12 protein-coding genes are annotated in these 12,667 nt (G+C 46.6%); 6 read left to right on the forward strand and 6 right to left on the reverse strand.

All coding sequences use genetic code 11. The features are described 5' to 3' along the window. Positions 1–148: 148 nt before the first annotated feature. The 5 genes from Q0668_RS02160 (at position 149) to Q0668_RS02180 (ending at position 6,295) form a co-directional block, all read left to right on the forward strand. Positions 149–1,963, forward strand: coding sequence for a M3 family oligoendopeptidase (locus Q0668_RS02160; protein ID WP_298859478.1), 1,815 nt, complete (start codon positions 149–151; stop codon positions 1,961–1,963). Between the two features lie 276 nt (positions 1,964–2,239). Beyond that, entirely contained in the window at positions 2,240–3,442 is a 1,203-nt protein-coding gene (locus tag Q0668_RS02165; RefSeq protein ID WP_298859480.1) for a homoserine O-acetyltransferase, read from the forward strand. Positions 3,443–3,544: 102 nt separating this feature from the next. Beyond that, positions 3,545–4,201 (forward strand): methionine biosynthesis protein MetW, encoded by a 657-nt coding sequence (gene metW, locus Q0668_RS02170; RefSeq protein ID WP_298859481.1) that lies wholly within the window; start codon positions 3,545–3,547, stop codon positions 4,199–4,201. Positions 4,202–4,296: 95 nt separating this feature from the next. After that, complete coding sequence (locus Q0668_RS02175) at positions 4,297–5,028, forward strand: FkbM family methyltransferase (RefSeq protein WP_298859483.1); 732 nt, start codon at positions 4,297–4,299, stop codon at positions 5,026–5,028. Positions 5,029–5,470: 442 nt separating this feature from the next. Next, the gene (locus Q0668_RS02180) at positions 5,471–6,295 is read left to right on the forward strand and encodes an AAA family ATPase (RefSeq protein ID WP_298859485.1); all 825 of its coding nucleotides are present in this window, start codon (positions 5,471–5,473) and stop codon (positions 6,293–6,295) included. Here Q0668_RS02180 and Q0668_RS02185 read toward each other — a convergent pair whose 3' ends face one another. The 4 genes from Q0668_RS02185 to Q0668_RS02200 form a co-directional block, all read right to left on the reverse strand. Continuing rightward, a complete protein-coding gene (locus Q0668_RS02185) occupies positions 6,296–7,741 on the reverse strand; it encodes an NADH:flavin oxidoreductase (protein ID WP_298859487.1) in 1,446 nt (481 codons plus the stop codon). A 131-nt stretch (positions 7,742–7,872) separates the two neighbouring features. After that, entirely contained in the window at positions 7,873–8,556 is a 684-nt protein-coding gene (locus Q0668_RS02190) for an SDR family oxidoreductase (protein ID WP_298859489.1), read from the reverse strand. Between the two features lie 29 nt (positions 8,557–8,585). Next, complete coding sequence (locus Q0668_RS02195; protein ID WP_298859491.1) at positions 8,586–9,446, reverse strand: ThuA domain-containing protein; 861 nt, start codon at positions 9,444–9,446, stop codon at positions 8,586–8,588. Between the two features lie 92 nt (positions 9,447–9,538). Further along, entirely contained in the window at positions 9,539–10,258 is a 720-nt protein-coding gene (locus Q0668_RS02200; RefSeq protein WP_298859492.1) for a DUF1080 domain-containing protein, read from the reverse strand. A 357-nt stretch (positions 10,259–10,615) separates the two neighbouring features. On the opposite strand from Q0668_RS02200, the gene Q0668_RS02205 reads away from it, so the two are divergent. Continuing rightward, positions 10,616–10,897 (forward strand): hypothetical protein, encoded by a 282-nt coding sequence (locus Q0668_RS02205; RefSeq protein ID WP_298859494.1) that lies wholly within the window; start codon positions 10,616–10,618, stop codon positions 10,895–10,897. Between the two features lie 107 nt (positions 10,898–11,004). Here the strand turns inward: Q0668_RS02205 and Q0668_RS02210 are convergent, their stop codons facing one another. Together Q0668_RS02210 and ispE are read right to left on the reverse strand one after the other, a co-directional pair. Continuing rightward, the gene (locus Q0668_RS02210) at positions 11,005–11,667 is read right to left on the reverse strand and encodes a SpoVG family protein (RefSeq protein WP_298859496.1); all 663 of its coding nucleotides are present in this window, start codon (positions 11,665–11,667) and stop codon (positions 11,005–11,007) included. Between the two features lie 38 nt (positions 11,668–11,705). Further along, on the reverse strand, positions 11,706–12,623 hold the full coding sequence (gene ispE, locus Q0668_RS02215; protein WP_298859498.1) for a 4-(cytidine 5'-diphospho)-2-C-methyl-D-erythritol kinase: 918 nt from the start codon (positions 12,621–12,623) through the stop codon (positions 11,706–11,708). Positions 12,624–12,667: the final 44 nt, after the last annotated feature.

The raw sequence follows: 12,667 nt of genomic DNA on the forward strand, positions 1-12,667 counted from the left end.
GGCGCAAATTACGTGCCAAAGCGAGGGAAGTCATCTGGGAAATGCGGGTTAATAGTTTCTCTGCACTTAATTGACGCCACGGCCATCAATACAATACAGTCAGAGATTATTCATTATTCATTTTTCTTTCTGAACGGGATTTTCGACGATGGCCGAATCGACTGCTTACCCTCTCACTTGGGAACTGGATTCTCTGTACCCTCATCCTGACCACTCAGACTTTGAAAACTGTTTGGAACAAATGAAGGTTTCTCTGGAAAGTTTGATCAAGCGGGTCGGAGAATTACCTGCCGTTACCGATTCAAAATCGAATGCAGCCGTCTGGGGAGATTTTCTTACAGACTATCAAACGGCGACGGCAGACTTATCGGGTCTTTTTGCGTTTCTGGAATGTCATTGTGCAGAAGATGCCCACAACAAACACTTTCAAGTGTTGATGGCTCGGCTGGCCAGCATTCGTCCCTTGCGCGAGAATGTTGAAACGCAGTTACAACTGACATTGCGCGATGTGCCCGATGAGAGTTTACAGCAATTCGCTCAGTCTAACGCGTGTCTTCAAGAGATTCAGTTCTTTCTTGAAGATTCCAAAAGGAATGCGAAATTACGATTGCCTAAGGATCAGGAAATTCTGGCTTCCGAACTGGCGGTTGACGGATTACATGCCTGGGGACGGCTCTATGATCGGCTGTCGGGTGATCTCAAGATCCAAGTTATGGAAAAAGGAGAACTGGTAGAACGCTCACCCGGACAGGTTCAATTTGATTCGCCTCAAAGATCGTTGCGTGAAAATAATTTTTATGCTGCTAACAAGGCGTGGGCCACCATTGCGGATTCGTGTGCTGATGCATTGAATCATCTTGCGGGAACGCGACTGACGATATACAAACACCTGCCTGTGACTGACCATCTGGATGCACCTTTGACTTATAACCGAATGCAGCGGAGCACACTTGATACGATGTGGTCAGTCATCGCCGGTCGCAAAGATAAGCTGGTGCGTTTTCTGGAAAAGAAAGCGGAACTGCTGGGTCTGTCAAAACTCAGTTGGTACGACGTCAACGCGCCGCTGCCGCTTGCGGGGGGAGAGTCGGCTGACCTGCCCTATGATCGTGCCTGTGAACTGGTTGTGAATTCGTTTGAAAAATTCAGCCCTGACTTGAGTCAATTTTCAGAACGGGCGTTGCGCGATCGTTGGATTGAGGTCGAGAATCGACCTGGAAAGCGGCAAGGGGGATTCTGTACGGGTTTCCCGGTTCAAAAGCAGTCACGTATTTTCATGACATATACCGATTCTTCCGACAGTATGTCGACTCTCGCTCACGAACTGGGGCACGCTTATCATTCTTATGTTCTCAAAGATGCACCGTTTGTGCTCGGCGATTATCCGATGAATCTCGCAGAGACTGCTTCAACATTTGCCGAGGCAGTATTGGGCGAGCAACGTCTAAACGCTGCAAAATCCAAAGCAGAGGAATTGCAGATTCTGGATGGGATGCTGGGAGACTCGGTGGCCTTCCTGATGAATATCCATGCCCGCTTCCTGTTTGAAGACCGGGTTCATCATGAGCGTTTAAATGGGGAATTAACGCCGGAACGATTTTCGGAGTTGATGCTGGAGGCGCAAAAAGAGGCGTATGTCAATGTACTGGATGATGCCGGCTGGAATCCGTTGTTCTGGGTCTCCAAGCTGCATTTTTATATCAGCGAACTTCCGTTTTATAATTTCCCATATACTTTTGGGTATTTGTTGTCACTGGGTGTTTATGCTTTGGCAGACAGTTTCTCGGATCAGGCGGAATTTGCTGAGAAATATCGTGAACTGTTGCTGGCAACCGGGTGTCAGGTTACGGAGGACGCCGTCTTGAATACCTTTGGTTATCAATTGGGAGAACCCGACTTCTGGAACAAAAGTATCGATATCATCGACCGCCGCGTCGATCGCTTTCTGGAACTGGCGGAGTAAAACAGAGGGGATTGTCCGCGCTTTCGATTCTGAACCTTTTGCTCCAGTTTCGATATATGCTACATCGTAACGCTTTGGGAAGATTCGATCGATCCGTTGTGATCTGCATAATTCCCATAAAATAACGTGTTTGAGAGCAGTACCGGTCTAAAATGAAGGAAGATCCGCCTGTATTGGATCACTGGCATGTCGAATTTTTGAAGGACCTGCGGTATACTGATTTCACAACCTTGAGTGATCTAATTTTTTGCAGGAAATTTGAAAAGCAATTTTTCTATGGCCACACAACAGGAACTAAGTGAAATCCGCCAACAGTCGGGAGTTGGTTTTGTGGAGACCAAACTGGTCACCCTTTTTGAATCCCCCCATTATTTAAAACTGGCGGGAGGAGGCGAACTCGGTCCGATTCAGGTGGCATACGAAACATACGGAGAATTGACAGAGGCGAAAGATAATGCCATCTATATTTGTCATGCGCTGACAGGCGATGCTCACGCCGCTGGTTATTATGAAGATGATGACGAAAAGGCGAAACCAGGTTGGTGGGATGACCTGATCGGTCCGGGACGCACTCTGGACACCGATAAATACTTTGTGATTTGCGCTAATGTTTTAGGGGGTTGCCAGGGAACGACGGGGCCGGGAAGTATCAATCCGCAGACCGGTCAACCATACCGACTTGGATTCCCCGTAATTACCGTCAGCGATCTGATCGAGGTCCATTCCGCACTCACCCGACATCTGGGCATTGATCAGTTACTGGCCGTGATTGGAGGCAGCCTGGGAGGGATGCAGGTCTTAGAATGGGCTGCGCAATTTCCTGACCAGTTGCGCAGCGCAATCTGCCTGGCAACGGCGACTCAACTCTCTGCGCAGGGAATTGCATTCAACGCCGTCGGTAGACGGGCCATTAAAACTGATCCCGAATATAAATCTGGAGAATATGAAAAAGGGGCAGGCCCGCGTTATGGTCTGGCATTGGCCCGCATGATTGCGCATATCACATATCTCTCTGATCAATCGATTGAAATGAAATTTGGCAGACGCCTGCAGGATCATGATGATTTCAGCTATGACTCTCTTCCAGAAGTTGAGTTTCAGGTTGAAAGTTATCTGCATTATCAGGGCAAGCGATTTGTGGAACGTTTTGATGCCAACAGCTATTTGTATCTGACGCGTGCGATGGACTATTTCGATCTCGAAGTGCAATATGGTTCTCTGGTCAAAGCGCTCAAAAATACGGATGCCCGGTTTTTGATTGCTTCTTACGATTCTGACTGGCTGTTTACCACCACGCAGAGCAAAGAACTGGTACGCGCATTGATCGAGTGTGGAAAACATGTTTCATTTATTGAATTAAAAAGCCCATTCGGCCATGATTCGTTTTTGATTGAAATTAAACAGTTACAAAAAATGATTACCCCTTTTCTGGAACAAGCGTATCAATCTCGATTGGTAGAAAGTGTTCAGAAACCGTAGTTTGAAAAGAATTTTTCTGCCACTAAGAATTGTGGTAAAGAAAGTGAATCCTTTTTTATGTGTGCACAACATCGATATTGTATGCAGGACCCGTCTTTGGAAATGACGGATAAACTGCTACTCGAACAGATTCAGCATGGCAGTCGTGTGCTGGACCTGGGCTGTGGCGATGGTCGCCTGCTGGCTCGGCTGCGCGATGAGCGAGATGCCTCGGTATTGGGAATTGAGATAGATATTACACAACACCATGCCGCCATTGCCCGTGGAGTTCCGGTGATTCAGGCGGACCTTGATGAAGGTTTACATGATATTCCCGACGGCTCCTTTGATTATGTAGTCCTGAGTCAAACTCTCCAACAGGTGCTGCAACCCAAACAATTATTGGAAGAAATGGTACGCGTCGCAAAACAGGCATTGGTGGTGGTTCCCAATTTCGGAAACTGGCGGATTCGGCTGCAGGTTCTGAAACAGGGTCGTGCACCCGTTACCGAAGTGTTACCTTACGAATGGTATAACACCCCCAACTTACATCTGATGTCGATGCATGATTTTCAAGATCTGATGCGGCTGCTGGGTATCGAGATTCTTCAGGAAATCCCGATCATCAATCACCGCGCGGTCGAGAATGCCTGGCTGGCCAATCTCCGTGCGCAGCATGTGCTCTATGTTCTGCAACGACAGGATGAGTCGCTTGAGAATCCGAATCAGGAAAACGTATTGCATCGTCAACACGAATCATCTAAATTAACTTCTCGCTAGCGAAACTCTGTCTTTTCTGCAGATGACTTTTGAATTCTGCTGAGACTATCTGTGAAGCTTCGCGCTTTTATCCCCGAAACGGTGAAGAGCTTTTGATGAGATTACATCGCAGGATTCCTCAAATTTTCGGGTATGACTTAATTCATATCAAACGCAACCATCCTACGCTTGAATCTCACCTCAAGTTTCTCTTCCAGAATCTCAAAACCAGTATTGTTCTGGATGTAGGAGCCAACCGCGGCCAATTTGGAAAACTGCTCCGCGAGATGGGATATGCAGGATATATTATTTCGTTTGAACCGTTGAAAGAAGCATATCTGCAACTGACACAAGCGAGTGCAGGCGATGAAAAATGGCATACCTATAATTGTGCCCTGGGTGCCGTGTCTGAGACGACGGAAATCAATTTTACCAGCGCCTCGGAATTTACATCCTTTCTCAACCCCAGTGATTACGGTAAAGAGGTCCGCAGCGCACAGGTTCAAATTACGCAAAAGGAAACGGTAGAAGTCAAAAAGCTGGATGATCTGTTCGTAGAAGTGATTTCAAAATGTGCCGGTGCCAACCATCAAATCTTTCTGAAAATGGATACACAGGGATTTGATCAGGAGGTAATTAAGGGAGCCGAGAAGTCCATTGATCAGATTGATGGGCTCCAGTCTGAAATCGCGATTCTTCCGCTGTATGATGGGATGCCCGATTATGTGGAATCACTGGCTGCCTTTCGAGAAAAAGGCTTCGAGTTGACGGGGCTGTTCCCGGTGTCACGCGATCAGCAGTCCCTGATTCTGATTGAAATGGACTGCGTGATGCGACGTAAGGCCTAGGTCGTGTTTCTTATTTCCAATCGTTCTTTGCAACCTGGGAGGAACCGTGGCTAATGATCAAACAACGGCATTCGGCTAATGATCAAAAACAAGATCAGCCGCAAGACATTAGCGGAAGTTAATACCAATCTCGTGAAAGGTGACTTTCCTGAGAATGATCCTCAAAACGATTAAATATACACTACCTACCGCCCTGATCCTAGCGGCATGATCTGGCAGAAACCCCCGTTGATTTCAAGCAAAATCAGTCGAATTCAGGCTCTATCAATTCCTGTTTCCACAATTGGGATTTCCCGATATACTGCTCCACCTTCAGGTAAAAAAAGACGCAAATTCCGCGTTGGTCACGATAAGCGTCTATTAACGTAAAGTGATTTAATCAAAGCATTTGAAACAACATATGACCCCAATTTTTTGAAGAGAAAGAGGGAAGGGACTCCCGATGCGTATCATCTCAATCATGAACCAAAAAGGGGGCGTCGGCAAAACGACGACGAGTGTGAACATGGCTGCCGGGTTGGCTAATCAAGGCAAAAAAGTTTGTCTGGTTGACCTGGATCCGCAGGGACATTCCTCCTTACATCTGGGAATCGAACCGGTCGGAAATATTCCGACTGCTTACGATGTTTTTTCCGGTTTGAAAACACTGGCAGAAACTCGACAATTAGTTGCCAAAAATTTATGGGTGGTGCCTGCGACACTGGATCTGGCTGCGACAGAACTGGAACTGGTGGACGCCGACAATCGGGAAATCGTGCTAAGGCATGCCATCGAGAAAATGGCAGAGACGGAGCCTTTTGATTATTTGATTATGGACTGCCCCCCTTCTCTGGGCGTGTTAACCATCAATGCATTAACGGCTGCCAACGAGGTCATTATTCCTCTGCAACCCCATTTCTTTGCACTTCAGGGATTATCCAAACTGTTTGAAACGACGGCTTTGGTTCGGCGTCGTCTGAACCGTGGCTTAAAAGTTTCCGGCATCGTAATGTGCCTGTATGAAACGGGAACGAGACTGGCAGCCGACGTTACAGACGACCTGTCTGCCTTTTTAAATCAAAGTGATCCAGAAGCGCCCTGGGCTGCTGCAAAAGTATTCCAAAGTCGAATCCGCCGTAACATCAAACTGGCAGAAGCGCCCAGCTATGGACAATCTATATTTGACTATTCCAGTTCCTGTCCTGGCGCGAAAGATTACGGAAGTCTGGTAGAAGAAATCATCGCAGATGAACAAGTGGATCAGGTGCCTCTGCAAAACGCTGCCTGATTATTCAGACGACGATTTCTTTTTTTCGTCCAGCTTCGCTTTGGCTTCTTTCCAGAGCGGGTCATAGATCTCTTTATCAAAGGGGGGACAACCCGTGGGGTACTGGCCTAGCGGATGATCTTTCGTCCGCATGAGATTGGTGCAATAGGAAAACGTACGACATACGGTTTTCCTTTTGAGTTTTCCCTCTTCCTGAAGCTGCTTTGCAAACTCCGGTTGCGAAAGTGTCGCACGCCCCATGCCTACAATCGAGATATTTCCCTGTTCGACATTGGCAGCCGCCGCATGCATGGCGAAATCCTGCAGCCAACTGTAGCCACTACCCACGACCGGAATATCCGGGACTGCTGCCTGAATCTGGGAGGCAATCCGGAAATGTCGGGCAACGCCGATTAACGGATGTTCGGGGGCATGATACCCGTCCGTCGGGGGAAATTCGGCAGGACGCACAATATGCGGATTGGCATAGGGGTTACCGTTCGAAATATTGATCAGTTTGACGCCCCATTCTCTAAGCAGTTTTGCAACCTGTACCGGTTCTGTCAGGTCCTCTTTTAAATGATCATGGGGATCGGTGCCAAAGGCCGTCTGTAATGGGTATTCGTGCGGACAAGGCGCTCCCACAAAATCATCGCCAACTCCCTGATAGGGAATTCCATCATAGGCATTCATGCGGGTGCCGATGATTAACTGAGGGCATTCTTCTTTGATTCTTGTCACGACATTCCGTACAAGGCGCGTTCGATTTTCCAGCGAGCCCCCATATTCCCCTTTGCGATTTTTTGCACCCAGCAATTCTGAGAGGAGATAACGATGACACTGTTTGATATCAACAAACTGGACGCCGATCGACTCCGCTAACTTCGCTGCGGTAACATATTGATCTTCGATGCGTTTCAGATCGTCATCTGAGAGCAAAGGGTAAGTAGCGTCGACAAAACGGCCCGTTGATTTATCCAGCGTTCGCGGATCGAGAATCGAGTCGTGTGTGGCGAGTAATGGTTTTTCAAAACTGAATCTGCCTGAATGAGTCAATTGCAGACCAATTACGAGTCCTGCATCTGAGCCAAAGGCTTCGTGATGTGCCGTGCGACAGCCTGCCAACATGGTTTCCAAAGCGGAAGCGGTTTGATCATTGATCATTAATTGGCGGGGGTTCATCCGGGCTTCCGGGCCAATGGCGGTTGCTTCACCCCAGATTAACGAAGCGCCCCCGGCTCCAAATCGCTGATAGCGGCGGTAGGTTAAATCATCGGGAAATCCGTCGGTTGTTCCATCACAGCCTTCCATCGGCTGGATGGCCAGTCGGCTTTTCGCTTCGAGATGGCCAATTTGAACAGGTTGATACAATACGTCAAAGTGATCTGACAATTGAATGGGACAACCCAGACGCTCTGAATCTGCGACCACATCTTGGGGAGTTTTATATTTATAATATTTGGCCATGTTGGATGACTTTTTATGAAAATGAATTCTGTTGTTTTAAGGAGTGTATGAGTGAATTGATTCGAGTTTACTTAAAGTGAAATCGAATTGCCATTCTGCAAGAAGATCCCGGGCAACCACATTCGAAATTCTTATAGTGGAACTGATAGCTGTTGCCCATTGTGTTTGGCAGAGAGTCCTAATAGAAAAGGAACGGAGATTTCTGCCCACTCTTTTGCGGTAGGATAATGTTGTGCCTGAGAACCAAAACAGCTCTGTAGCATTTCGGTATTGATGATACCCGGATTCAGTGGAATGGCGGCCATCCCCCGTGGTAATTCCTGAGCCAAAGCCAGCGTTAAACCTTCGATGGCCCATTTGGTGGCGCAGTATGTGGCGACATCTGCAGAGGTTGAACGTCCCCATCCGGAACTGAAATTTACGACTACGCCGGATTCCCGTTCGATCATCGCAGGTAGAAAATTTCGGATGGTGTTTGCGGTGCCTTTGATATTGACGTCAATCACGGCGTCAAATTCATCCACGGGTACTTCCCAGAGTGGCGCATTCTCATTAATCAATGCAGCATTATTGATGAGTAAATCGGGGGGTCCCCATCGATCAAGTACGTTTTCCGCCCAGGCTTGTACCTCGCTATGATTTGCAATATCAACAGCCGAAAAGAGATGGGCATCGCCGTACTGCTGCGAGAGTTCATCAATGCGACTCTGCGATCTGCCACACCCTGCAACAGTATGCCCCGCTTGAATGAAACCGGCGGCCATAGCGCGGCCTAACCCCTGAGTCACACCGGTTACGACAATCACTTTCGACATCAAATTTCCTGTGTTTCAGAGCTTACGAATTATTTTGATTCTGCTTTTTTCGTTGCAGCGGCTGCTTTGGCTTCTTCCCGTTTGGAAAGTTCCGGGTTCGCGGGAACGGCAGCCGGTGCATCGCCGCGAATCCATTTGATGGCTCCGATCACAGATTTCTGAAAAGCAGGGTTGGTCCATGTTTGCGGATTATGTCCCAGGTTATTGACGAAGACTTTTCCCTGCCCCCATTCTTTTGCCCAGGCAACGGGAACCTGATAGGGTTTTTTGGGATTGCATTTTTCCATGTTCAGGCTCATCAGGACATGAACTTTTTCAGGCTGCCAGTTTTTATACTGATAGATTTCATCTTTGAATTGAAATTCTTTTCCAAACGGTTTCATCGCCGGATGATCGGTATTATGCACGGTGATCGTGACTGTGTTGTTTGCATTCCAGGGGTGCCCGTTAAAAGAGCCGCCAATCATATCCCAATATTGTTTGTATGTTTTATAAGTATCTGTCGCTGAGTGAAAGCCGATGAATCCATGCCCTTTTTGCTTCAACCAATCGTTCAGAAAATATTGCATGTCTGCTTCTTTGATGGGTAACATGCCCGTGGTGTAGAACATCACCATATCGTAGTTCTGCAAATTTTCTTTCGTGAAATCGGCTGCGGCATCTTGAGTACAATCGACTAAAAACAGCCCTGACTGCTTTCCTAATTGAATCATCGCGATCTCAGCGGGTGCTAATTTCACTTTGTCACGTTTGACGGAGCCGTGTGTGTACCCTTTACTCTGTGTCAGCATCAGAATTCGGGTCTTCGCTGTTTCTGCCTGAGTGTCAGCGGGCGTCAAAAACAGAGAAACAGCCAGCAGGCAGCAGGTAAACATCAATGGAAATCGCATGGTGTTCGCTCCATGGTTGTGTTGGAATATGATTCGTGAATTCAATCTGTTTATTCTAAAGAGAAGAGGCAGGTCAATGCAAAGCAAAACGCTCAATCTGTCAATTTCTGAACACGGATATTTCGAAACTCGACGGCGTCTCCCTCAGATTGAATCCCGAAGAAGCCTTCTGTCAGTTCGCTTGGTTTACAGGATGCGATTTTCGTTCCGTTCAGAATAGAAGTCAGCATGCCATCTTTGGAAATGACTTCGATCGTGTTCCATTCTCCGACAGGTCTGCGGGCGGTTTCTCTGGCTGCTTGATTATCTGTGACTTCCAGCGTGACGTCTTTTGTGTTTGATTTGATGTGTGCCATCTCTTCAAACTTCCCTTGAATTTCGAGGCACCGTGGCCAGATCCGATTTTCGCCTGTAATGTAAATCAAAATTCCGGTATTGGGATTTTCCTGCTTCTCGCTGGATTCCGGGAAGCGATATTCCAGGCGTAAAGAAAAGTTACCGTAATTTTTCTTCGAATACAGGTAACCGCGGGGGTTTCCGGTACAGGAGATGATGCCGGATGTTTCTGTCCATGTCGGATCTTCGACCGGTTTTTTGGATTTGCTCTGGAACTCATTAAAGTCATCCAGGCTCATAAGTGTAAAACCTTTTTCCACTTCGAATAATGATTCTAGCGTTTTTTCGGGTAAATCAATCGCCGACACCTGGCTGTCTGCTTCTTCTTTTTGTTTTTCGGTTGGTACGGAATCGCTACAACCCAAAAGGAATGAGGTTAAGGAAATCAGCATCAGAAAAACTGGCTGGTATTTCACGGGAATCTCTCTTTCATGGAAGTCGTATTATATTCTGAATTTAAAGAGTACCTTACTCGATCTTCATTTTCCTATCGTACATTATCCGCCAGTGACACTAAAGCCTGCTGTCCGGACTTCTGCTCAGGACACATATAATCGATACATTTTTCTCCAATGCAGCAAATATGCTGATTTACCTTATCAATGATTGCGGTAGATACCTTAACAATTACCGATAGTAAATATGTACTCTCCTTTTACTGATTCGCATCACAGGGATAACGATTTTATCGTCATTGCCAGATTATTCCATTCCTGCGTTCAGAGCGATCAGCTAATCATTTCGGTGATTTACCGAGAAAGAAATGGGCAAACATGCAGCATTTATCGATCTCATCCCGCCAGGCTCAATTGAAGACTCACGAGCAATTCAACAATTCTTTGAAATTAAGAGATTCTTCCGATCACGATAACGGTGCGCAGAATTTTAGTATCTCTGTACTGGAATGGTTAAACGCCGAGTTACGAAAAGAAGCTGAAAAGCAGGAAATCGTGGCGTTCGATTCCCATGGCAATATCATGGATCGATTGCAAAACATGCTGAGTACGAAAGCCACCGGCATCACGATTATGGTAGTGGGCTTCTTTTTTATGTGAAGCGGTCGGAGAGGCAAAGCATGCCAGTCAAATCCTGGTCAGTCTGATCTGGAATTCTGCTATGATTGCGTTTCACAGACTCATAGCAGAATCAACGCTTAAAGATTTCAGACAATTCCGGAGCCGAATCCATCTCCTCTGGAGCGTGTTTCATTCTCATTGGCTGAAATTTTTTCTGATTCAGACTGATCAGCGGCAGAGTGATGTGGCTGAATCGATTCCTGGGATTGCGTTCCGGAATCGATGCGGAAGGTTTGATTGTTTTTGCGAATTTGAGTCGATTCCGTAGCCTGCGTTTCGACCGGAGGCGCACTGTCAAACTCTTCTGCATTGGGGCTTAAACGGGCAAAGTCTTCTTCGCCAAAATCGTCATAGCGGCAAATATAGCCATCCTTCTGGGCCGATATTTTTTCTTCCTGGTAGGCTTTGATGACTTCTTGCTGAATCAGCTCTCGGCATTCGGAATTAATCGGATGCGCAATGTCAGCGTAAAGGCGTGCGCGTCCTGAGTCATCTTTGGCTGCCCGATTTTCGTCGAGGCGTACTCCACATTGATTACAATACATTGACCGAAGATGATTTTTCATGTGACATTTGGGACAGCGATCCATCAACTTTCGGCTGGGCATCGCGACAAAGGCCCCTTTGGCACCTTGAATAATTTTTAAATCCCGAATGACAAATGAGACATCGAAAGTAATTGAGCAAAAAGCAAGTAATCTTTCGTGCGGATCATTCATCAACTTGATGCGAACTTCACTGATCTCCATGGCCTCACTCCATTTGTGCCGAAATTAGAATTGTTCATCTATAGTCGGTTTTGGACAACAAAGATGTGTCCTTTGATTGTCGATCTTAAACGGGCGGCAATCTGAGATGCCTGGGCTCTGTTATGACAGATGCCGAAATAGGCAGTCCCGCTACCACTCATCATATGCCCCAAAACAGATTGTTTTGAGAAAAAATCTTTCAAAGTTAATATTTCTGAATTTAGTGTTTCTGCAGGAGCCTGTAGATCATTCCATATGAGGCTGGATAAAGAATGAAATTGTCCAGAAGACAGGTTTTGAACAAGTTGATTGACCTGCTGATTTGAGTGGTTTCCCACTCGACACTGCCGATAAACGTCAGCCGTCGATAATCCCGTGGAGGGACGTACAACCACAAAGTGGAGACAATGGGGAATTGAAACAGGTTCTATGATTTCACCTCTTCCACGACAGATGGCACTGCTGCTTTCTGTCAGAAAGAAAGGCACATCACTTCCCAGTTCCGCCGCCAACTTTTGTAATTCGTTGAGCGACAGTCCCAATTGCCAAAGTTTATTGGCAGCAAACAGAGTTGCAGCAGCATCGCTTGACCCCCCCCCCAAACCAGCTTCCGAAGGAATTCGTTTTGTTAACTGAATTCGAATTCCCTGGCGAGTACCCGTTTTTGTTTGAAGTAATCTGATAGCTTGAACTACCAAATTATCTTCTCCTGTTGGAATACCCGCATTTTGACTGGCTTGTTGTGGAAGTAGAGAATTTGCTTCAACAACTTGTAGCTTGACTTCTGAAGATGGTTCCTCCATGAAAACTAAAGTGTCGTATATACCTACCGAAAGCATCAGCGAAGTAATATCGTGAAAGCCATCGGATCTTTTATGATCGATACTTAAAAATAAATTTAACTTTGCAGGAGTTTGAACTGTAATGGATTGCGTACTGGAGTAAGAAAACAGCATCCGTCACATTTCCAAAATTCCTACGAAAACGATTTTGACATCGT

The sequence above is a fragment of the uncultured Gimesia sp. genome, assembly GCF_937910335.1.
GTDB lineage: Bacteria > Planctomycetota > Planctomycetia > Planctomycetales > Planctomycetaceae > Gimesia.

What these genes read in the sequence shown, in the direction of transcription:
- Q0668_RS02160 (WP_298859478.1), top strand. Translation starts at nt 149, where the DNA reads ATGGCCGAATCGACTGCTTACCCTCTCACTTGGGAACTGGATTCTCTG.
- Q0668_RS02165 (WP_298859480.1), top strand. Translation starts at nt 2,240, where the DNA reads ATGGCCACACAACAGGAACTAAGTGAAATCCGCCAACAGTCGGGAGTT.
- metW (WP_298859481.1), top strand. Translation starts at nt 3,545, where the DNA reads ATGACGGATAAACTGCTACTCGAACAGATTCAGCATGGCAGTCGTGTG.
- Q0668_RS02175 (WP_298859483.1), top strand. Translation starts at nt 4,297, where the DNA reads ATGAGATTACATCGCAGGATTCCTCAAATTTTCGGGTATGACTTAATT.
- Q0668_RS02180 (WP_298859485.1), top strand. Translation starts at nt 5,471, where the DNA reads ATGCGTATCATCTCAATCATGAACCAAAAAGGGGGCGTCGGCAAAACG.
- Q0668_RS02185 (WP_298859487.1), bottom strand. Translation starts at nt 7,741, where the DNA reads ATGGCCAAATATTATAAATATAAAACTCCCCAAGATGTGGTCGCAGAT.
- Q0668_RS02190 (WP_298859489.1), bottom strand. Translation starts at nt 8,556, where the DNA reads ATGTCGAAAGTGATTGTCGTAACCGGTGTGACTCAGGGGTTAGGCCGC.
- Q0668_RS02195 (WP_298859491.1), bottom strand. Translation starts at nt 9,446, where the DNA reads ATGCGATTTCCATTGATGTTTACCTGCTGCCTGCTGGCTGTTTCTCTG.
- Q0668_RS02205 (WP_298859494.1), top strand. Translation starts at nt 10,616, where the DNA reads ATGCAGCATTTATCGATCTCATCCCGCCAGGCTCAATTGAAGACTCAC.
- Q0668_RS02210 (WP_298859496.1), bottom strand. Translation starts at nt 11,667, where the DNA reads ATGGAGATCAGTGAAGTTCGCATCAAGTTGATGAATGATCCGCACGAA.
- ispE (WP_298859498.1), bottom strand. Translation starts at nt 12,623, where the DNA reads ATGCTGTTTTCTTACTCCAGTACGCAATCCATTACAGTTCAAACTCCT.